The organism is Micromonospora sp. CA-244673 (genome assembly GCF_050948395.1).
Lineage (GTDB): Bacteria > Actinomycetota > Actinomycetes > Mycobacteriales > Micromonosporaceae > Micromonospora.
In genome coordinates, this window is the sequence record NZ_CP192019.1 from 4,353,499 (window position 1) to 4,373,968 (window position 20,470).

At 77.1% G+C, this 20,470-nt stretch carries 18 protein-coding genes and 1 riboswitch; of the genes, 6 read left to right on the forward strand and 12 right to left on the reverse strand.

What is annotated here, in order from left to right; genetic code table 11:
* Positions 1 to 8: 8 nt before the first annotated feature.
* The 9 genes from cbiE to ACQP12_RS20335 all read right to left on the reverse strand — a co-directional run bounded on the left by cbiE (position 9) and on the right by ACQP12_RS20335 (position 12,555).
* Positions 9 to 1,376: a precorrin-6y C5,15-methyltransferase (decarboxylating) subunit CbiE gene (cbiE, locus tag ACQP12_RS20295; protein ID WP_433281039.1), complete on the reverse strand. Its 1,368-nt coding sequence runs from the start codon at positions 1,374 to 1,376 to the stop codon at positions 9 to 11.
* A complete protein-coding gene (locus ACQP12_RS20300) occupies positions 1,364 to 2,509 on the reverse strand; it encodes a cobalt-precorrin-5B (C(1))-methyltransferase (RefSeq protein ID WP_433281041.1) in 1,146 nt (381 codons plus the stop codon). The genes cbiE and ACQP12_RS20300 overlap by 13 nt, the downstream gene beginning before the upstream one ends.
* Positions 2,506 to 3,345, reverse strand: coding sequence for a precorrin-4 C(11)-methyltransferase (gene cobM, locus ACQP12_RS20305; protein ID WP_433281043.1), 840 nt, complete (start codon positions 3,343 to 3,345; stop codon positions 2,506 to 2,508). Before cobM ends, ACQP12_RS20300 begins: the two co-directional genes overlap by 4 nt.
* Positions 3,342 to 4,082 carry a precorrin-2 C(20)-methyltransferase gene (gene cobI, locus ACQP12_RS20310; protein WP_433289350.1) on the reverse strand — a complete coding sequence of 247 codons (741 nt, stop codon included), beginning with the start codon at positions 4,080 to 4,082 and terminating at the stop codon, positions 3,342 to 3,344. Before cobI ends, cobM begins: the two co-directional genes overlap by 4 nt.
* Before the next feature lie 95 nt (positions 4,083 to 4,177).
* On the reverse strand, positions 4,178 to 5,533 hold the full coding sequence (locus ACQP12_RS20315) for a cobyrinate a,c-diamide synthase (RefSeq protein WP_433281045.1): 1,356 nt from the start codon (positions 5,531 to 5,533) through the stop codon (positions 4,178 to 4,180).
* On the reverse strand, positions 5,527 to 6,138 hold the full coding sequence (gene cobO, locus ACQP12_RS20320) for a cob(I)yrinic acid a,c-diamide adenosyltransferase (protein WP_357943209.1): 612 nt from the start codon (positions 6,136 to 6,138) through the stop codon (positions 5,527 to 5,529). The genes ACQP12_RS20315 and cobO overlap by 7 nt, the downstream gene beginning before the upstream one ends.
* Positions 6,138 to 8,573: a VWA domain-containing protein gene (locus ACQP12_RS20325; protein ID WP_433281047.1), complete on the reverse strand. Its 2,436-nt coding sequence runs from the start codon at positions 8,571 to 8,573 to the stop codon at positions 6,138 to 6,140. Before ACQP12_RS20325 ends, cobO begins: the two co-directional genes overlap by 1 nt.
* Positions 8,570 to 12,238 carry a cobaltochelatase subunit CobN gene (cobN, locus tag ACQP12_RS20330; RefSeq protein WP_433281049.1) on the reverse strand — a complete coding sequence of 1,223 codons (3,669 nt, stop codon included), beginning with the start codon at positions 12,236 to 12,238 and terminating at the stop codon, positions 8,570 to 8,572. Before cobN ends, ACQP12_RS20325 begins: the two co-directional genes overlap by 4 nt.
* A 152-nt stretch (positions 12,239 to 12,390) precedes the next feature.
* A complete protein-coding gene (locus ACQP12_RS20335) occupies positions 12,391 to 12,555 on the reverse strand; it encodes a hypothetical protein (protein ID WP_433281050.1) in 165 nt (54 codons plus the stop codon).
* Positions 12,556 to 12,600: 45 nt separating this feature from the next.
* A riboswitch (cobalamin riboswitch) is annotated at positions 12,601 to 12,730 on the reverse strand.
* 307 nt (positions 12,731 to 13,037) lie between these two features.
* On the opposite strand from ACQP12_RS20335, the gene ACQP12_RS20340 reads away from it, so the two are divergent.
* Positions 13,038 to 13,745: an MBL fold metallo-hydrolase gene (locus ACQP12_RS20340; protein ID WP_433281052.1), complete on the forward strand. Its 708-nt coding sequence runs from the start codon at positions 13,038 to 13,040 to the stop codon at positions 13,743 to 13,745.
* A 13-nt stretch (positions 13,746 to 13,758) separates the two neighbouring features.
* Here ACQP12_RS20340 and ACQP12_RS20345 read toward each other — a convergent pair whose 3' ends face one another.
* Together ACQP12_RS20345 and ACQP12_RS20350 are read right to left on the reverse strand one after the other, a co-directional pair.
* Entirely contained in the window at positions 13,759 to 14,091 is a 333-nt protein-coding gene (locus ACQP12_RS20345; protein WP_357943219.1) for a hypothetical protein, read from the reverse strand.
* Positions 14,092 to 14,204: 113 nt separating this feature from the next.
* Entirely contained in the window at positions 14,205 to 15,422 is a 1,218-nt protein-coding gene (locus ACQP12_RS20350; protein WP_357943221.1) for an MFS transporter, read from the reverse strand.
* 146 nt (positions 15,423 to 15,568) lie between these two features.
* On the opposite strand from ACQP12_RS20350, the gene ACQP12_RS20355 reads away from it, so the two are divergent.
* The 3 genes from ACQP12_RS20355 (at position 15,569) to ACQP12_RS20365 (ending at position 17,896) form a co-directional block, all read left to right on the forward strand.
* Positions 15,569 to 16,558, forward strand: coding sequence for a LacI family DNA-binding transcriptional regulator (locus ACQP12_RS20355; RefSeq protein WP_433281055.1), 990 nt, complete (start codon positions 15,569 to 15,571; stop codon positions 16,556 to 16,558).
* A 184-nt stretch (positions 16,559 to 16,742) separates the two neighbouring features.
* Positions 16,743 to 17,204 carry a DUF6328 family protein gene (locus ACQP12_RS20360; protein ID WP_357943225.1) on the forward strand — a complete coding sequence of 154 codons (462 nt, stop codon included), beginning with the start codon at positions 16,743 to 16,745 and terminating at the stop codon, positions 17,202 to 17,204.
* Positions 17,201 to 17,896, forward strand: coding sequence for an alpha/beta hydrolase (locus ACQP12_RS20365; RefSeq protein WP_433281057.1), 696 nt, complete (start codon positions 17,201 to 17,203; stop codon positions 17,894 to 17,896). The genes ACQP12_RS20360 and ACQP12_RS20365 overlap by 4 nt, the downstream gene beginning before the upstream one ends.
* A 6-nt stretch (positions 17,897 to 17,902) precedes the next feature.
* On the opposite strand, the gene ACQP12_RS20370 is transcribed toward ACQP12_RS20365, so the two are convergent.
* Positions 17,903 to 19,027 carry an FUSC family protein gene (locus tag ACQP12_RS20370; protein WP_433281058.1) on the reverse strand — a complete coding sequence of 375 codons (1,125 nt, stop codon included), beginning with the start codon at positions 19,025 to 19,027 and terminating at the stop codon, positions 17,903 to 17,905.
* A 195-nt stretch (positions 19,028 to 19,222) separates the two neighbouring features.
* Here ACQP12_RS20370 and ACQP12_RS20375 point away from each other — a divergent pair, with 195 nt between their 5' ends.
* Positions 19,223 to 20,005 (forward strand): LppM family (lipo)protein, encoded by a 783-nt coding sequence (locus ACQP12_RS20375; RefSeq protein WP_433281061.1) that lies wholly within the window; start codon positions 19,223 to 19,225, stop codon positions 20,003 to 20,005.
* A 107-nt stretch (positions 20,006 to 20,112) separates the two neighbouring features.
* Entirely contained in the window at positions 20,113 to 20,457 is a 345-nt protein-coding gene (locus ACQP12_RS20380) for a hypothetical protein (RefSeq protein ID WP_151465728.1), read from the forward strand.
* Positions 20,458 to 20,470 lie beyond the last annotated feature (13 nt).

Consider the following 20,470-nt stretch of genomic DNA (forward strand, 5'->3'; position numbering starts at 1 on the left):
GTGGGCGGTCACGGCTGCTCCGCGGTGAGCAGGACGACCGGGTTGGTGGCGGCCAGGCGCAGCGAGCCGCCGGGCAGGTCGGCGAGGCGGGCGGCGGCGAGCTGGCAGCCGTCGACCGCGTAGCCGGCGGCGCGCAGCAGGTGCACGGCGGGGGCGATCCGGTCGAGGGCGGCCAGGGTGACCACCACCCGGGGCGGGCGACGGTCGGCCACCGCCGCGAGCACGTCGACGCCGCCCCCGCCGACGAAGACCGCGTCCGGGTCGGGCAGGCCGACCAGGGCCGCCGGGGCCGCCCCGGTCACCACCCGGACGTCGACGCCGTGCCGGGCGGCGTTGGTCCGGATCGGCGCGTCCGGGTCGCGTTCCACGGCGAGCACCGCCGCGCCGAGCAGCGCGCACTCGATACCGACCGAGCCACTGCCCGCGCCGACGTCCCAGACCAGCCGGCCCAGCCGGGGCCGCAGCCGGGCCACCGCGAGCGCCCGGACCTCCGCCTTGGTGATCATCGAGTCCCGGTGGGCGTACGCGGACTCGGGCAGCGCCCACCCTCCGGCCGGCGCGGCGGCGGGCTGGTCGTCGGCGCGCATCCCGGCGACACCGGCGGCGGCCGGGCGGTCGCCGGCGCGGGTCCCGTCGACGCCGCCCGTCGGCGGGCCAGCAGGCCCGCGACCCGCGTCCTCGGCCGTGCCGGGATTCCCGGCCGTCGAGGCGGTGCTCGAAGGACGGGGCGCGCCGTCGACGCGGCCCGGAACGGCCTCCGCGGCCAGGCAGAGCACGACGTGGGGGTCGGACCAGGCCGTCGCGGCGGCCTCGGCCGGGGTGGTCCAGGTGACCCGCTCGTCCGGGGTGCCGAGGTGCTCGGCGACCACCAGGCGGCGGTCCCAGCCGGCCAGGCCGGCGCCCAGCTCGGCCGCGCCCGCGCCGGGGGCGGTGAGCACCGCGACGGCGGGCAGCGCCCGGCAGGCGTTGAGCGCGGGGCGCGGGTCCCGGCCGTGGGCGGTGACCACGGCGGCGCCGTCCCAGGGCAGCCCGGCGCGGGCGAACGCGGCGGCGACGCTGGAGACGGCGGGCAGCACCCGCAGCGGCAGGCCGGCCGACCGGAGCCGGCGGACGATGCCGAAGAAGCCGGGGTCGCCGCTGGCCAGCACCACCGCGGGCGTGCCGGCGGCGACGGCCGCGGTGAGCCGGCGCAGGGCGGGCGCGAGCGGGCCGAGGACGACGGTGGCGCAGCCGGGAGCCAGAGGCACGGCGGCCAGGTGCCGGGCCGCGCCGACGACCAGGCCGGCGCCGGCCAGCGCCGGCGCGAGCGCGGGGTGCGCGGGGCGGCCGGCGGCGTCGATCCCCGCCACGAGGACGGTCGGCCTCACGCGGCCCACCGCCCCGAGGAGGCGACCACCTGGGCGCCGGCGAAGTCCACCATGGCCACGTCGACGCTGACGGCGTGCCCGGCGAAGCGGCGCAGCACCTGCCGGACCCGGTGGCAGAGCAGGTCCCCGGCCGGGCCGAGCAGTCTGGCGTCCGCCCACAGCTCGTACGCGTGCCGCCCCGTGTTGGCGGCGGTGACGGCGGCGACCAGGTCCGGGTCGCCACCGGCCTCGGCGGTGACCGCGCCGAGCAGCGACAGGTCCACCTTGGACCGGGTGTAGTGGGTCATCAGGATGCCGGCGGCGAGCTTCGCCAGCTTGCCGGCCATGCCGACGAAGACCACCCCGGTCATCCCGTCGCCGACGGCGGCCGTGACCGCCGCGCCGGTGAAGTCGCCGACCTCGACGAAGCACACCTCGGGCAGCTCCGGCAGCAGCGCCCGGGCCGCCCGCTCGGTACGCCCGCCGGTGCAGAGCACCACGGTCCGCTCCCCCTGGGCGGCCATCACGTGCACGGCCTGCACCACGCTGGCCCGCCAGGAGGCCGTGGAGAACGGCCGGACGATCCCGGTGGTGCCGAGGATGGAGATGCCGCCGAGGATGCCGAGCCGCCGGTTGGTGGTCTTGCGCGCCATGATCTCGCCCCGCGGCACGCTGATCACGACGCGGACGCCGGTCTCGCCCAGGTCGACGACCTCGGCGACGGCCTGGCCGATCATGCGGCGCGGGGTCTCGTTGATGGCCGGGCCGCCCACCGCCAGGCCGAGCCCCGGCCGGGTGACCGTGCCGACGCCCGGCCCACCGTCGAGGCGCAGCCCCGGCTCGTCCCGCCAGGTGACCGTGGCGGTCAGCTCGGCGCCGTGGGTGACGTCGGGGTCGTCGCCCGCGTCCTTGACCACCACGGCCTCGGCCCGCCGCGCCCGTTCCAGGTCGCAGCGGGCCACCGCGAAGGTGACCCGCCGGCCGGCCGGCAGCCCGATCTCCACCTGGCGCTGCGGCTCCCCGGTGACCAGCGCGGTCAGGGCCGCCTTGGTCGCCGCGGTGGCGCACGCGCCGGTGGTCCAGCCCGTGCGCAGCGCGGTGGGCCGGACCTTCGCCGTACGCGGCAGGTCCGGCTCGCGCAGCGGCGGCTCGACGTACGTCACCGGCCGTCACCAGCGGCGTCGTCCGACCGGTCGGCGCGGGCCCGGCGCAGCGCGGCGCGGGCGCCCGGCTCGGCCCGCCGGTAGGTGTGGAAGTGCCCCGGGTGGTAGAGGTGCGAGCGGGTGCCGGCGGCGGCGAGCGCCGGCCCGATGAGGAACAGCGTGTGCTTCCAGAGCTTCTGCGCCTTGACGGTGGCCTCCAGCTCGCCCAGCGCGCACCGGACCACCAGCTCGTCCGGCCAGGTCGCCTGGTACGCCACCACCACGGGGGTCTCCGGCGGGTAGCCACCGGCCAGCAGCTCCGCCTGGGCCTGCCCGGAGCGGGCGGCGGAGAGGAACAGCGCCATGGTGGTGCCGTGCCGGGCGAACTCGCGGACCCGCTCGCCGGGCGGCATGGGCGTCTTGCCGCCCTCCAGGCGGGTGAGGATCACCGACTGGGCGACCTCGGGGATGGTCAGTTCCCGGCCGACGAGCGCCGCGACCGCGGTGAACGAGGACACCCCGGGCACCACCTCCACGGCCAGGCCGAGGTCGCGGCACAGGTCCAGCTGTTCCTGCACGGCGCCCCACAGGGCCGGGTCGCCGGAGTGGATCCGGGCCACGACGAGCCCCTGCCCGGCGGCCCGTTCGTACAGCGGCCGCACACCTTCGATGGGCAGCTGGGAGGAGTCGACGATCTCGGCGTCCGGGCGGGCGTGGGCCAGCACGTCGGCGTGCACGAGGCTGGCCGCCCAGATCACCACGTCGGCCTCGGCGATGACCCGGGCGGCGCGCAGGGTGAGCAGGTCGGCGGCGCCGGGGCCGGCCCCGACGAACCAGACCTTGCCGGTGGTGGTCACAGTTTTCCTCCCCGGCCGTCCCGGCGGGCCGGGACCAGCAGCGTCGACAGGTACGGCAGGTCAACGGCGGCGGCGTCCACCGGCCCGATCCGCTCGCCGGGCAGGCCGAGCGCCCGGCCCAGCACGGCGTCCGGCAGCCGGCCCTGCCGGCGCAGCTCGTCGACCAGGTCGGGGTGGCGGCGCCAGCCCTTGTAGACGACGACGGTCCCGGGGCCGGCGAGCGCGTCGGCGACCGGCGTGAGCCCGGCCGTGGCGGGCAGCAGGGTGAGCGGTTCCCGGCCCTCGCAGAGCGGCACGCCGGCCCGGGCGGCCAGTTCCTGCATGGCGGTGATGCCGGGCACGGTCCGCACCTCGACCCCGGGCCGCCGGGCCCGGACACCGTCGGCCAGGTAGCCGAAGGTGGAGTAGACGTTGGGGTCGCCGATGGTGGCGAAGGCGACCGACCGGGCGCCGGAGTCGACCGCCGCCACCACGGCCGCCGCGGCGGCGTCCCAGGCCCGCTCCCGGCGGGCGGTCACCCCGCCCCGGTCGTCCAGGGCGAACGGCAGCCGGCGCAGCCGGTCCGCGGGCACGTGCGCCCGCACGGTGGTCTCGGCCCGTCCGGCGGGCGCGTCCGGGTCCGCGGCGTGCCGGTCCAGCACGGGTACGAACACCAGGTCGGCCTCGGCCAGCAGCCGCGCGGCCTTGAGCGTCAGCAGCTCGGGGTCGCCCGGTCCCACCCCGATCCCGGTCAGCACGGCGGCGGGCGGGACCGGTGGTCGCTCCTCGCGGGGCGGGCCGACGGGCGCGGGCCGCCTCGGGGCGGGGCCGGTCTGCGGGTGGCTCGGCGGGTTCACCGGCTCGCCGCCTCGACCAGCCGGCGGGCCGCCGCCGGGTGCCCGGCCCAGTGGGTGTGCAGGTAGGAGGCGTGCACCCGGCCGGCCACGAAGCCGTGCGGGCCGCCGTCCCAGTGCCAGGCGGGACGGTCGCCGTGCCCGGGGTCGGTGACGGTGCGGTGGAACTCGTGTCCGCGTACCGGGTCGCCGGCGCGGTGTGCCGGGGAGTCGGCGGCGGCCACCGCGTCCCGGTAGCCGAGCGTGAGCCGGCCGGTCATCCGGGCGGTGTGGTCGAGCCGCCCGCACATCGGCACCCCGTCGAGGGAGCGGCCGAGATAGAGCAGCCCGGCGCACTCGGCGACCACCGGTCCGTCGAAGCCGGCCAGCTCGGCGCGGAGCGCCGTGTTGCCGGCCAGGGCGTCGGCGTGCAGCTCGGGGAAGCCGCCGCCGATCACCACGGCCCGCGTGCCGGCCGGCAGGGCCGCGTCGCGCAGCGGGTCGAGGGTCACCACCTCCGCGCCGGCCGCGGTGAGCAGTTCGGCGGTCTCCGCGTACGAGAAGGTGAACGCCGCCCCGCCGGCGACCGCGACGACCGGGCGGGCGGTGCCGGCCGGACCGCCGACCGCGGCGGCCGGGTCCCAGGCGGGCGCGGTCAGCGGTGGCGCGGTGCGGGCCAGCGCCAGCACGGCGTCGAGGTCCACGGTGGACTCGACCAGGTCGGCGAGCGCGGCCACCACGGCGACCGACTCGGGCGCGCGTTCGGCGACCGGCACCAGGCCCAGGTGCCGGGAGGGCGCGGACACCTCGGCGGCCCGGGTCACCGCGCCGAGCACCGGCACGCCCACCTCGGCGAGCGCGTCGCGCAGCAGCGTCTCGTGCCGGGGCGAACCGACCCGGTTGAGCACCACCCCGCCGATGCGCACCGCCGGGTCGAACGCGCGCATGCCGAGCACCAGCGCGGCGGCCGAGCGGCCCTGCGCCGTGGTGTCGAGCACCAGCACCACCGGCGCCTCGATGAGCCGGGCCACGTGGGCCGTGGACGCGTACCCGCCGTGGCCGACCGCGCCGTCGTGCAACCCCATCACGCCCTCCACCACGGCCACGTCGGCCGGGGTGGGCACGCTCGCGCCGTGGCGCAGCAGCGGGGCGATCCGCTCGGGGCCGACCAGCCAGGGGTCGAGGTTGCGGCCGGGGCGGCCGGCGGCGAGCGCGTGGTAGCCGGGGTCGATGTAGTCGGGGCCGACCTTGTGCGGGCTGACCGCCAGGCCGCGCCGGCGCAGCGCGGCGAGCAGCCCGGTGGCCACTGTCGTCTTGCCGTGCCCGCTGGCCGGCGCGGCGACGACCAGCCGGGGCAGCGCCCAGGGCGTCACCATTCGATGCCCTTCTGGCCCTTCTGGCCGGCGTCCATCGGGTGCTTGACCTTGGTCAGCTCGGCGACCAGGTCGGCCGCCTCGACCAGCCGCGGGTCGGCGTCCCGGCCGGTGATCACCACGTGCTGGAAGCCGGGTCGGTCGCGCAGCGTGGCGACCACGTCGTCCACGTCGACCCAACCCCACTTCATCGGGTACGTGAACTCGTCGAGCACGTAGAGGCCGTAGCGCTCGGCGGCCAGGTCGCGCCGGATCTGCCGCCACCCCTCCCGGGCGTCCTCGGCGTGGTCGGCCTCGCCGCCGCGCTGGATCCAGGACCAGCCCTCGCCCATCTTGTGCCAGGTGACCGGGGCGCCCTGCCCGGTGCGCTCGTGCACCTCGCCGAGGGCCCGGAACGCGTTCTCCTCCCCCACCCGCCACTTGGCGCTCTTGACGAACTGGAAGACGCCGATCGGCAGGCCGGCGGTCCAGGCGCGCAGCGCCAGCCCGAACGCGGCGGTCGACTTCCCCTTCATCTGTCCGGTGTGCACGATCAGCAGCGGGCGGTGCCGACGCTGCCGGGTGGTCAGGCCGTCGGCGGGCACGTGGCTCGGCTTCCCCTGCGGCATCAGGCGGCGCTCCTCGTGGTGAGGCCGACGAGCGGGCCGTCGGCCACGTCGGCAAGATGGTGGTGCGGGGCGTGCAGTTGGCCGGCGAGGCGGCGGGCCAGGTGCAGGCGGACCGGGCCGGACTCGCAGTCGACGACGACGCAGGGCGCGCCGGTGGCGGCGAGCACCGCGGCGGCGCGGGCGGCCCGGTCGAGCGGGCGGGGGCCGGCGGTGGCCCGGCCGTCGGTGACCACCAGCACGAGGGGGCGGCGCCTCGGGTCGCGCAGCCGCTCCACCCGGAGCAGGTCGGCCGCGGCGAGCAGCCCCTCGGCGAGGGGGGTACGCCCGCCGGTGGGCAGGTCGGCCAGCCGGACCGAGGCGGCGAGCACGGAGGAGGTGGCCGGCAGCAGGGTCTGCGCGCCGGCGCCCCGGAAGGCGACCACGGCCACCTTGTCGCGGCGCTGGTAGGCGTCGGTGAGCAGGGCCAGCACGGCGCCCTTCACGGCGGACATCCGCTGCCGCGCGCCCATCGACCCGCTGGCGTCGACCACGAACAGGACGAGGTTGCCCTCGCGTCCCTCGCGGACGGCCTCGCGCACGTCGGACGGGCGCAGCCGCAGCGGCCCGCCGGCCCGGCCCCGGGCGGCCTGGTGCGGGGCGGCGGCGCGGACGGTGGCCGGCAGGTGCAGCGCCCCGGCCGGGCCGGCGGGCACCCGGGCGCCGGTGGTGCGGCCCCGCCCGGTCCGGGCCCGGGAGCGCCGGCCGGGCACGCCCTCCCCGACGCCGGGCGCGGTGAGCAGCCGGGCGCGCAGCCCCCGATCGGGTACGGCCACGGTCCCGGGCCGTCCCTCTGCGCTGTCCGGGTCCCCCGGCCGGCCGGCGGCTCCGGGGCGGCGGGAGCGCGACCGTCCCCGGTCACTGCCGTCGCCGGACCGACGGGGACCGTCCCCGTTCTCGACGTCCGGGCCGTCCCCGTTCCCGCCGTCGGACCGGTCGTCGCCCGGGTGGCCGGACCGGTCCCCTGCGCCGTCACGGCCGCTGCGGTCGCCGCCGAACCGGTCGTCGTGGCCCATCCCATCGGCGCGGCCGTCGCCGGACCGGTCGTCGTGGCCCATCCCATCGGCGCGGCCGTCGCCGGACCGGTCGTCGTGGCCCATCCCGTCGGCGCGGCCGTCGCCGGACCGGTCGTCGCGACCGCCGCCCCGTCCGCCGTCCGACGGCCCGGGGCGCTCGTCGTCGGACCCCCGGGGCCGCCCGTCGTCGTCGGAGCCCCCGGACCGGTCCCCCGCACCGCCCGTCCCGCGGTCCGACCCGCCGGGACCGTCGGGGTACGACCCGGTGCCGCCCGGTCCACCGGCCGGGTCCCGGGGATCCCCGTCCGGTCCGGGCTCGCCGCCGGGGCCACCGTCGGGGCCGTGGTCATCGGGGTCGTCGTCGGGGTGCTGCGCGCGGGCGCGGTCCAGCGCCTCGTCCAGGCGCTGCTCGTCCAGCCCCGGGGTGTCGAACGGGTCCCGGCGACGGCGGTGCGGCAGGGCCAGCCGGGCGGCGACCCGGACGTCGTCGGCGGTCACCCGGTCCCGGCCCTGCCAGGCGGCGTGCGCCACGGCGGTCCGGGCCGTGACGATGTCGGCGCGCATGCCGTCCACGTCGAACGCGGCGCATACCTCGGCGATCTGCCGCAGCGCCGCGTCGGGCAGCGCCACTCCGGACAGCCGGTGGCGGGCGGCGGCGACCCGGCGGGCCACCTCGGCGTCGGCCTCGGCCCAGCCGGCGGCGAAACCGGCCGGGTCGGCGTCGGCGGCGAGGCGGCGGCGGACCACCTCGGCGCGTACGGCGGGGTCGCGGCTGGCGGCCACCTCGACGGTGAGCCCGAACCGGTCGAGCAGCTGCGGGCGCAGCTCCCCCTCCTCCGGGTTCATGGTGCCGACCAGCAGGAACCGGGCGGCGTGGCTGACCGAGACGCCCTCCCGCTCGACGTGGCAGCGGCCCATCGCCGCCGCGTCGAGGAGCAGGTCGACGAGATGGTCGTGGAGCAGGTTGACCTCGTCGACGTAGAGCACGCCGCGGTGGGCGGCGGCGAGCAGGCCGGGCTCGTAGGCGCGTACCCCCTCGGCGAGGGCCTTCTCCAGGTCGAGCGAACCGACCACCCGGTCCTCGGCGGCGCCCACCGGCAGCTCGACCAGGCGGGCCGGGCGGCGCTCGGCCGCCGACCCGGCCGGGTGCGGGCCGTCCGGGCAGCCCGGGTCGGGCGCGGCCGGGTCGCAGGCGAAGCGGCAGGCGGCGACCCGGTCGACCGGGGGCAGCAGCGTGGCGAGGGCGCGCACGGCGGTGGACTTGGCGGTGCCCTTCTCGCCCCGGACCAGCACCCCGCCGATGGCCGGGCTGACGGCGTTGAGCAGCAGGGCGAGCCGCATCTCGTCCATCCCGAGCACCGCGCTGAACGGGTACGACGTCATTGCCGGTCCTCCAGGTCGCCCTCGCTGGCCAGGTACGTCTCGTGCAGCCGGTCGAGGGTGACCGGCTCGGGCGCGGCCCACAGTCCGCGGTCGGCGGCCTCCAGCAGCCGTTCGGCGATGCCGCGCAGCGCCCACGGGTTGGACCGCTCCAGGAACTCCCGGGTCTCCGGGTCGAAGAGGTACGCCTCGGCGAGCCGCTCGTACATCCAGTCGTCGACGACTCCGGCGGTGGCGTCGTAGCCGAACAGGTAGTCCACGGTGGCGGCCAGCTCGAAGGCGCCCTTGTAGCCGTGCCGGCGCATGGCGGCGATCCAGCGGGGGTTGACCACCCGGGCCCGGAACACCCGGCGGGTCTCCTCACCGAGGGTGCGGGTGCGCACGTCGTGCGGCATGGCCGAGTCGCCCACGTACGCGGCCGGGGACCCGCCGGTGAGGTGGCGGACCATGGCCACCATCCCGCCGTGGTACTGGAAGTAGTCGTCGGAGTCGACGATGTCGTGCTCGCGGGTGTCCTGGTTCTTCACGGCGACGGCGATCCGGGCGAAGGAGCGTTCCATGTCGGCCCGCGCCTCCCGCCCGTCCAGCCCCGGCCCGTACGCGTAGCCGCCCCAGACGGCGTACACCTCGGCAAGGTCGGCGTCGGTGCGCCAGTTCCGGGCGTCGATGAGGGGCAGGAGCCCCGCCCCGTACGCTCCCGGTTTGGAGCCGAAGATGCGGGCGGTGGCCCGGCGCGTGTCCCCGTGCTCGGCGACGTCCGCGTCGACGTGCGCCCGCACGAAGTTCCCGACGGCCGGCTCGTCCAGCGCGGCGACCTGCCGGACGGCGTCGTCGATGAGGGCGACGACGTGCGGGAAGGCGTCCCGGAAGAAGCCGGAGATGCGCACCGTGACGTCGACGCGGGGGCGGCCCAGCTCGGGCAGCGGCACCACCTCGACGCCGGTGACGCGGCGGGACCGGTCGTCCCACACCGGACGGACGCCGAGCAGCGCCAGCACCTCGGCGATGTCGTCGCCCTGGGTACGCATGGCGCTGGTGCCCCAGACGGTGAGCCCGACCGAGCGCGGGTACGCGCCGGTGTCGGCGAGGTGCCGGGCCAGCAGCGAGTCGGCGAGGGCGACGCCGACGTCCCAGGCGTTGCGGCTGGGGATGGCCTTCGGGTCGACGGAGTAGAAGTTGCGCCCGGTGGGGAGCACGTTGACCAGCCCGCGGGTGGGCGAGCCGGACGGGCCGGGCGGCACGAACCGGCCGTCGAGCGCGCCGAGCACCCGGTCGATCTCGTCGGTGGTCCGGTCCAGCCGGGGCACCACCTCGCGGGCGGCGAAGCGCAGCACCTCGGCCGCCTCGGGCACCGGCCCGCCGACCACCTCCTCGACCACCGCGCCGGCCTTGGTCGCGTCCCAGCCGAGGGTCTCCATGCCGAGCACGAGCCGGCGGGCCAGGGCCTCGATGAGGTCGACGGCGTCGGCGGCGGTGGCGGCCGGCCCGTCGACCGCGTCGGTCAGCGCCGCCGGCACGGCGATCCGCGCGCCGGGCGTGGCCAGCAGCGCCGCCTCGTCGAGGCCGGCGTGAGCGGCGAGGGCCTGGCGCAGCCCGGGCAGCACGCGGGCCCCACCCCAGACCTGCGGGGCGCGCAGCACGGCAAGGACCAGGTTGACCCGGGCCTCCCCGGCGGGCGCCTCGGCGAGGATGTGCAGGCCGTCGCGGATCTGCACGTCCTTGACCTCGCAGAGGTAGCCGTCGAGGTGCAGCACGAAGTCGTCGAAGTCGTCCTCGCCGGGCATCTCGGCCTGGTGCAGGTCGTGGTGCAGCTCGGCGGTGCGGACCAGGTCCCAGATCTGCCGCTGCACGGTGGGCGCCTTGGCCGGGTCGAGGGCCTGCACGGTGGCGTACTCGTCGAGGAGTTGTTCGAGCTTCGCCAGGTCGCCGTAGGTCTCGGCGCGGGCCATCGGCGGCACCAGGTGGTCGACGACCACGGCGTGCGCGCGGCGCTTGGCCTGGGTGCCCTCGCCGGGGTCGTTGACGATGAACGGGTAGACCAGCGGCAGGTCACCGAGGACCGCGTCGGGCGCGCAGTCGGCGGCCAGCCCGAGGCCCTTGCCGGGCAGCCATTCCAGGGTGCCGTGCTTGCCGAGGTGGACCACGGCGTCCGCGCCGAAGCCGCCGTCGGCGACCGGCGCGGCCAGCCAGCGGTACGCGGCCAGGTAGTGGTGGCTGGGCGGCAGGTCCGGGTCGTGGTAGATGGCCACCGGGTTCTCGCCGAAGCCGCGGGGCGGCTGGATGAGCAGCGCCACGTTGCCGAAGCGCAGCCCGGCGAGGACGACGTCGCCGCCGTCGGTGTAGAGCCGGCCGGGCGGCTCGCCCCAGTGCTCCCGCATCCGGTCCCGCAGCGGGGCGGGCACCGCGTCGAACCAGCGCCGGTAGGTCTCCCCCGGCACCCGCGCCTCGGCCGCGGCCAGCTGTTCGGGGGTGAGCCACTCGACGTCGTGCCCGCCGGCGGCGATCAGGGCGTGGATCAGGGCGTCCCCGTCGTCCGGCACCGGCCCGTCGCCCAGGTGGTAGCCGGCCCCCGCCAGCGCGGCGAGCAGCCGGACCGCCGAGGCCGGGGTGTCCAGGCCGACGGCGTTGCCGACCCGGGAGTGCTTCGTCGGGTACGAGCTGAGCACGATGGCGAGGCGCTTGTCGGCGTTCGGCACGTGCCGCAGCCGGGCCTGCCGGACGGCGATGCCGGCGACCCGGGCGGCCCGCTCCGGGTCGGGCTGGTAGACCGAGAGCCCGTCGGCGTCGATCCGCTTGAACGAGAACGGCACCGTGACGATCCGGCCGTCGAACTCGGGGATGGCCACCTGCATGGCGGCGTCCAGCGGGGACAGTCCGGCGTCGCTGGCCGCCCACCGGTCGCGCTCGCTGGTCAGGCAGAGCGCCTGGACGATCGGCACGTCCAGGGCGGCGAGCGCGCCGACGTCCCAGGCGTCCTCGTCGCCGCCCCCGGAGGCGTCGGCGGCGACCGTCCCGCCGGCCGCGAGCACCGTCACCACGAGGGCGTCGCACCGCGCGAACAGCTCCAGCGGGCCGGTGCCGGGGGCGAGACCGCGCAGCGAGCCGCAGAACACCGGCAGCGGCTGGCCACCGGCCGCCGTCACGGCGTCGGCCAGGGTCTCGACGAAGGCGGTGTTCCCGGCCAGGGCGTGCGCCCGGTAGAAGACGATGCCGACCACCGGCCGGCCGTCGGGCGCCGGGTCGGTGCCGAGGACCCCGTGCGGCGGGGTGGGCGCGGGCGGCGCGAAACCCTCGCCGGTGAGCAGCACCGTGTCGGAGAGGAACCGGGCCAGCTCGGCCAGGTTCGCCGGACCGCCCTCGACCAGGTAGGCGAGCGCCTCGGCGGCCACCCCGCCGGCCACCGTGGACGCCGCCATCAGCTCCGCGTCGGGCACCGCCTCGCCGCCCAGCACGACCGTCGGCACGCCGGAGCCGAGCACCGCGGCGAGGCCGTCCGGCCACGCCTGCCGGCCACCGAGCAGGCGTACGACGGCCAGGTCGACGCCGTCGAGCAGCGCGGGCACGGCGTCGGTGGCGACCCGGGCGGGGTTGGCCAGCCGGTAGTCGGCGCCGCTGGCGCGGGCGGCGAGCAGGTCGGTGTCGGCGGTGGAGAGCAGCAGGATGCGCACGGACGGCTCCGGAGCGTGACGCCCGGCGGCGCGGCGGGGCCGGCGGCGGGCGGGGGTGGATGCGGGTTCGGCGGGTACGCGGGCGCGGCGGACGGCTCACCGACGGCGGGTCGGCAGGGGCGCCCGGCCGGGTGCGGAACCCGGCGGGGCGGTCAGCGGCGGACGGCGCGGGCCCACTCGACGCGCGGCACAGCGGCCTGCGCGGCGGCGGGGTGAGCGGTCGGCGGCGCGTCGGCGCGCGGGTGAGCGGTCAGCGGCGCGTCGGCGCGCGCCGGCCGGGAACGACGATCGTCGTCGATGGCGGAAAGGCCGTGCATCGGGTCCTCCTCGGGTGTCCACGCCCTGGGGCTCTCCGACGGCCGAAGTATCCTGGCTCCCGGATCGACGCTCTCCCCCGGCCTTCCAACCGCGCACGCACGGCCGTGACTCACGAGGGGGGATCGCTCCCCGGTGACAGTGGCGGGACCGCGCCGGAATCGCACCGGCTTCCTTCACTGCCGTCAGGCCGCGAATGCTGCCACAGCCGCCCGGCGCGGGTCAACGCCGGGTCTCCGGCCCTCCGCCCGGCCGTCGGCATCCGCAGCGGTCGATCCGCATCCCTCGTCCGTCGCCTCGACGGCAATGGCGCGGGTCGATGGGATCGGCCGCTTTCGGGTTACCTGTGCGGGCATTTGAGGCACGCGTCGATCCGCGCCCGGACCATCGCGTCGCCGCAGCCGGGGCGGCCCGGAGCGGCAGCCGGCGGATAGCATCCCGATCGACTGTGGAGCACCTGCCACGGAAACGGGGAGGAATTGCCGTGACGCTGCGACATCTCGACGGTCGGGTCTGGTTGTCCCCCGGCGATCCCGACCCGCTCGCGGTCCGCCCGACCGTGGCGGTGGTCGCCGACGAACGAGGAAGTGTGATCGTCGACGCGGGCCAGAGCCCCGCCCACGCCCGGGAGATCCGGGCCGCGCTGGCGGCGGCCGGGCTGCCCGAGCCGCGCTGGCTGGTCTACACCCACCACCACTGGGACCACGTCTGGGGCGCCTGCGCCTGGCCGGGGGTGGAGATCGTCGGGCACGAGTCGGCGGTGGCCCCGCTGCGCGCCGAGGCGGCCCGGCCGTGGAGCCACCGCTACCTGCGCGAGCAGGTCCGCGAGAATCCCCGCCTCGGGCACAGCTTCCGGGCCCGGGCCCTGGCGGTCGACTCCTGGGACGGCTTCGCGGTGCTGCCACCCACCCGCACCTTCGCCGACGAGCTGACCCTGCCGACCGGCGTGGTGGTCCGGCACGTGGGCGGCCGGCACGCGCCGGACTCCACGGTGGTGCGGGTGCCGGACTCGGGGGTGCTGCTGCTCGGCGACTGCTGGTACCCGCCGCCCGCGCACCTGCGGACGCCCGAGGACGGGCCCGACCTGGCGCTCGCCGCCAGCCTGCTCGACGACGACCTCGCGTGGTTCGTGTCGGCCCACGACGAGCCGCTGACGCTGGCCGAGGCGCGCGCCGCGCTGGCCGGCGGCTGAACCGCGCCCGGGGTCAGCGGGCGCGCCGCTCCGGGTGGGCCCGGTTCCAGGCCCGCATCCGCTCCGGGTAGCCGGTGCGGGCGGCCTCGTACAGCGGCACCGCGTGCTTCTGGGCGATCTTCCCGGCGGCCCGGGGCGTGCCGGTGCGGCGCCGGATCCACTCACCGTCGTGGGCGACGGCCACCACTGTCGTGTCCGTGGCCGTGGTCTCCGGCTCCAGGTAGAACTCCACCCCGCGCCGGCTGGTGACGAACGCCTCCAGCGCGGCCAGGTCGTCCCGGTTCGCCTCCCGGTCGAGCTTGGTCGGGGTCGTCGGGTCGGCGGCCCGTCGGCTGAACCAGCCCATGCCCGCCTCCTCTCCTCGGCGTTCCCTCCAGTGCAGCACCCGTACCTGGGAACGGGCTGCGAGCCGGGTGGGAGTCCGGTGAGCCGGCCGGCGGGCGCCCGGCCGGGCGCCGGTCAGCGGGCCGGCGGGCGCAGGATCGGGACCAGGGCGAGGATCGGCAGCAGCAGGAGCGGCACCACGCCGAGGGCGTGGAGGATGCCCAGCCGGTCGCCGAGGAAGCCGAGCAGTGGCGGGCCGCCGAGGAAGGCCGTGTAGCCGATCATGGCGACCACGCTGACCCGGGTCGGCGCCCGGTCCTCCTCGTCGGCGGCGGCGCTCATCCCGACCGGGAAGCCGAGCGACGCCCCGATGCCCCACAGCACCACGCCCACCACGGCGAGCGGCCCGGAGCCGGCCAGCACGGCGCACGTGGACCCGGTGACGGCCAGCCCGATGGTGCCGAACAGCACCGGGACGCGGCCCCACCGGTCGATCGCCACGGTGCCGGCGGTCCGGCCGAGGGTCATGCCGACCACGAACACCCCGAAGACGGCGGCGCCGGCCGCCTCGCTCACCCCGTACCCGTCGACGAACGCCACCGCCAGCCAGTCGTTCGCGCTGCCCTCGGTGAACGCCATCACCAGCACGAACAGGCCGATGAGCAGGGTGCGCGGCTCCCGCCAGGTGGCCAGCAGCGCGCGCCGGTGGTTGGCCGGCTCGGCCGTGCCGGGGGCCTCGGCCGGTGCGGCCAGGAAGGCGCGGATGCCGAGCAGCGTGCCGGCCAGGACCACCACCGCGATCACGGGCAGGTGCCAGCCGACCGGTACGCCCAGCCGGGCCGCACCGGCGCCCAGCCCGGCCCCGGCGACCGAGCCGAGACTCCAGGCCGCGTGGAACCGGGGCATGATCGTGCGGCCGAGCCGCTTCTCCACGGCCGCGCCCTCGACGTTCATGGCCACGTCGCAGGTGCCGGAGCCGTACCCCACGGCGAAGAGCCCGACCACGACGCCGATCAGCGAGCCGGCCAGGCTGGCCGACAGGCCGGCGAGCGTCAGGCCGAGCGCGAGCAGCACGGTCGAGGCCGCCACGGTGCGGGCCGGGCCGAGCCGCAGGGTGACCAGTCCGGCGGTGGACATGGCCACCAGCGCGCCGGCCGACATGGCCAGCAGCAGCAGGCCGAGCCGCCCGGCGCTGAGCCCGAGCGCCTCGCGGATCGCGGGCACCCGGGCGAACCAGGTGGCCACCGCCAGCCCGTTGAGGGCGAACACGGCCGCCACGCCGTTGCGGGCGGCCAGGACCGTCCGCGGGGTGGCGGCGCGGGCGCCGGCCGGCGCGTCGATGGTGCTGCTCACGTGTGCTGTCGTCCTCTCCCCAAGGTTCGTCCGACGACCATCGCACACCTGAGAGCGCTACCACCACAAACGCTCCCACCCCTTACCCCGGCCGGCCCCGACCGGGCATGATGCCGACAGAACGGCCAGCACGGGGAGGACCAGACATGGAGACGCCGACCGCCCGCCCGGCGACCCTCGACGACGTGGCCCGCGCGGCCGGGGTCTCCCGGGCCACCGCGTCCCGGGTGCTCGGCGGCTACGGGTTCGCCTCGGTGGACGCCCGGGACCGGGTGCGCGCCGCCGCGGACCGGCTCGGCTACGTGCCGAACATCACCGCCCGCGCCCTGGTCCGGGGCGCCGGGGTACGCCTCGTCGTGGCCGTCTCCGGCACCGACGCCACGGTGCTGGACGACCCGTACGTGGACCGGCTGGTCAGCGCGGCGGCCCGGGTGTGCGCCCCGCACGGGGTGGGCGTCGCCCTGGAGTGGCTGCCGCTGGGCGCCCCGGCCGGGCTGCGCCGGCTCGGCGACGACCGGAGCGTCTGCGGGGTGCTGCTGGTCAACACCACCGCGCCGGTGCTCGACGCGGTGCCCGCGGGGCTGCGCGGGCGGGTCGTCTCGATCGGCACGGGCTCGCCGGCCGTACCCTCCTTCGACGTGGACAACGCCGGCGGCGCCGACGCCGTGCTGCGCCACCTGCACGCCGGCGGGCGGCGCCGGATCGCCATGGTCACCGGCCCGCGCTGGCTGAGCTGCGCCGAGCGGTCTGTGACCGCCTACGAGGGGCTGATGCGGGCGGCCGGGCTACCGGTGCGGCTGGTCACCGGCGACTTCACCGCCGCGCGGGGCGGCCGGGCGGCGCTGGAGGCGCTGGACCGCTGGCCGGACACCGACGCGATCTACGCGGCCAGCGACGCCACCGCGCTGGGCGCGATCGCCGCGCTGCGCGGGCGCGGGCTCCGGGTGCCGCACGACGTGGCGGTGGCCGGGTTCGACGACATCCCGTACGCGGCCGTGAGCAGCCCGGCGCTGACCACGGCCACCCACCCGGTGGCCCGGATCGCCACGGCGGCAGCGAACGCGGTGCTCGACGGCCGGCCGGTGCCACCGGTGACCGCGTTCCCCTCCACGCTGGTGGCACGGGAGAGCGCCTGAGCGGCAGCCCCGCCGACCGGTGGGGGCGGTCGGCGCGGGGGCCGACCAGCCGGCCGGGCCCGTCGCGGCGCACGCCGTCCGGAGCCCGGCAGCGGCAAACACCGGCGCGCCGGTCCGGCCCCGTTCTACCATCGGGTACCGGTCCTGCCCTTGGCGGCTGAGCCCGACGCGACGGTGGAGTGGCATGACCAGGGAGACCGAGAAGGAGCGCCTGGAGCGCAACTTCACCGACGAGTTGCGGGAGCTGCGCGTCGCGCAGACCGGCGTGCAGATCCTGTTCGCCTTCCTGCTCACCCTGCCGTTCACCGCCGGGTTCCCGCGCGCGACGCCGTTCCAGCGCGGCGTCTTCCTCGTCGCTCTGGTGTCCGCCGCCGCCGCGACCGCACTGATCATCGCGCCGGTCGCGTTCCACTCGGCGCTGTTCCGCCGGGGCCGCAAGTCCGAGGTGGTCAGGTACGCGCACCGGGCGTCCAGCGGCGGGCTGGGCTTCCTGCTGGTCGCCATGGTGAGCGCGGTGCTGCTGATCACCGACTACGTCCTCCCGCGCGGCGCCGCACTGCTGCTGTCCGGCGTCACCGCGCTGGTCTTCCTGCTGCTCTGGATGGTCATGCCGCTCGCCCGGCGGGACTGGGGGCAGGCGAGGTGACCGAGCCCGCGCCGCCGCACCGGCAGCCCGAGGAGGGATACCGGCACGGCCGGCTGACCGCCCGCCCCACCACCGTGGCCGGGCCCGGCCCGACGGGTCCGGCCGAGGTTCCCGACCCGGCCGGCGGGCCGCCCGCGCTGCGCCACGTGCCGGCCGGCGGCACCGGCCCGTACCGGCTGGTGCTGCTGCTGCACGGCGCGGGCGGCTCGGCCCGGCAGGGCCTCGACCTGCTGCTGCCGCTCGCCGACGCGCACCGGCTGCTGCTGCTCGCCCCGCGGGCGCTCGCCAGCACCTGGGACCTCATCGCCGAGGGCTACGGCCCGGACGTCGCCCGGATCGACGCGCTGCTGGCCGGGACGCTGCGCGCGTACCCGGTGGCGGGGGTGACCGTTGGCGGGTTCTCCGACGGCGCCTCGTACGCCCTCTCCCTGGGCCTGACCAACGGCGACCTGGTCGACGCGGTGCTGGCCTTCTCCCCCGGCTTCGCCGCGCCGCTGGTCACCCACGGCCGGCCCCGGTTGTTCGTCTCGCACGGCACGGACGACCGGGTGCTGCCCATCGACGTGTGCAGCCGCCGGCTGGTGCCCCGCCTGCACTCCCTCGGCTACCCGGCCGAGTACGCCGAGTTCACCGGCGGGCACGAGGTGCCGGCGGAGATCCGGCGGCGGGCGGTGGACTGGCTGGCGGGGTGAGCGGGGTCAGTGCCCCGGCCCGGTGACCGCCGCGTCGACCCGGGCGAGCACTGTCGCGTCGTCGTCGCCGCGTACGCCGCGCAGCAGGTCGATGGCGGTGGCCCGGACCTGCCCGATGATCATGGCGAGCGGCAGCGTCTCGCCGGGGGTGAAGAGCCGACCGGCGGCCCGGACCGCCTCCAGGGCGGCGACCTCCACCCGCTCGGCGTGCGCGTCGGCGACGCCGTCCTGCCCGGTCAGGTCCGCGGCGAGCGCGTCGCCGGCCGAGCGCACCGCCTCGGCGAGGGTCCGCACGGCAGCGCCCAGCTCGGCCGGGACCGGCGCCGGGCCCCGGGTCAGCGTGACGGCGGCGCGGGCCAGCACCCGGACGTTGCGGACCGCGTAGTCGATCTGCCGGATCGAGCCCTCCACCGAACGCAGCCGGCCCAGGTGCCGGCGGCGGCGCACGTTGAGCCGCAGCGCCTCGCCGGCGGCCCGCACGGCGCCGCGCAGCCGCTCCACCCCGGCGTCGGCGTGCCGGGCCCGCTCCAGCGCGGCCAGCGCCGCCGCGTCGTCGCCCCGGTCGAGCGCGTCGGCGATCTCGTCGAGCACCCCGGCCAGCTCGGCGAAGGTGTGCCGGAACTCGTCGACCAGCGGGGCGAGTGGCCGGCGCGCGTCGACCAGCTGGCTGGCGACCAGGGCCACCGCGCCGCCGATCAGCGCGTCGACGAACCGGAACGGGACCAGCGACTCGGTCGGCGGGGAGACCACCACCAGGTAGAGCGCGGAGACGGCCGCCTGCACCACGGTGACCGAGCTGGCGCCGATCGCCACGGCCAGGGCGACGGTGAGCAGGATGACGGTGAGGACCGTCCACGTCGTCCGCGGGCCGAGCGCCTGCACCACCAGGTCGGCGACGAGCACGCCGGCCGCGACGCCGAGCACCACCTCGACGGCCCGGCGCATCCGCTGGCCGCGGGCCTGGCCGAGCACGATCAGCGCGGCGGCCGGGGCGAAGAACGGTTGGTCGTGGCCGGCCAGCCGGGTGGCGAGGATCCACGCCACGGTGGCCGCCAGGGTCGCCTCCACCACCGGCAGCCAGCCGCGCCGCAACCGCCCGGCCGCCTCCCGTACCCGGCTCCACCCCGCCATCGCCCGCCTCCCTGTCGCACCCGCCCACCATCCTGCGACCCGGGCTCTCGAAACGAAAATTGACAACCCTTCAGAATATCGATCGCGCGCGATTTCGGCGTCGGCCGAATGGGAGAGCGGGCCGGTAAGATCGGCGACAAGCCTGTGACTGATCGCTGACTGCTGAACGTGACGGCGATCACACACACTGTGCCCATGAATACGAGACTCCGCCGCAGCAGGGCATTCCGCCTCGCGGTGTGTCTCGCCCTGGTGGCGGCACTGAGCGGCTGCATGCAGCTCAACCTGGGGCTGACCGTCGACACCGACGACACGGTCACCGGCCAACTCCTGCTCACCGCCGAGAAGTCGGTGCTCAAGCGGCGGAACCCCGACGTCGCGGCGGCCTTCGCCGAGCTGCGGCAGAACATCCCCACCCTCCCCGCGGGCACCGAGACGCGATACGAGGACGCCAACTACTACGGCACTCAGATCGCGTACCGGAAAACACCCCTGTCGCAATTCGCCAGCGAGAGTGTGAATCTTTCCCGCGACGACGATCTCTACCGCTTCTCGCTCCCGCTCGATCCGAAAAAATACGGCGGAAAAGTCGCCGAACAGGATCCGCGGAACCAGCAGGCTTTCATGACCTTGATGTCGTTCGAGATCTCCGTGACCTTCCCCGGCCGCGTGCTCGACACCAACGGCACCATCAACGGCCGGTCGGTGAGCTGGAAGGTGGTCGCCAACCAGCCCAAGCCGGCCGAACTGCGGGCCGTGGCCGAGGCTCCGGCGCGGCCCTCCACCTCGGTCACCCCGGCCGCCGCCGCGGCCGCCGGCGGCGGATTCCCCTGGCTGCTGGTCGTCGGCGGGGTGGTCGTGCTGCTGCTGATCGCCGTTGTCGTCGTCGTCCTGCTCCGCCGCCCGCGCGGCCCGGTCGCCGCCGCCCCGGCCGCCCCCACCCCCGCGCCCACCCCACCGGCCGACCGGCCGGCCTGAGCGGGCGCGGCGCCGCCACACCGGGCGGTACCCGGAACCGCACCAGCCGGGGCCCGCCGCACCACCACCCCGACCGCACCACCGCACGATCGAAGAGGGGGATCGCCGTGAACGATCTCTTCACCTGGGCCGCCCTGGGCAGCCTCACCGGCGCCAGCGCCGCCACCCTGCTCGCCACCAACGTCATCGGCGGCCTCATCGGCCCGAGCGGCGACAAGGCGCGCAAGTGGATCGCCCTGGGCTTCGCGCTCGTCCTGTCGTACCTGACGGCCGCCTTCGCCGAGGACGCGGGATCGGAAAAGTGGATCATCGCGTTCTTCAACGGGCTGGTCATCTTCTCCGCCGCCCTCGGCATCAACCAGCTGCCGCCCGGCAACCGGCAGGCGACGAACGCGTCGCCGACCCAGCTCGCGCAGGGCCGCGAGCCCCGCTACATCCGCTCCTGGGTCTGAGAGAGGTGACCCC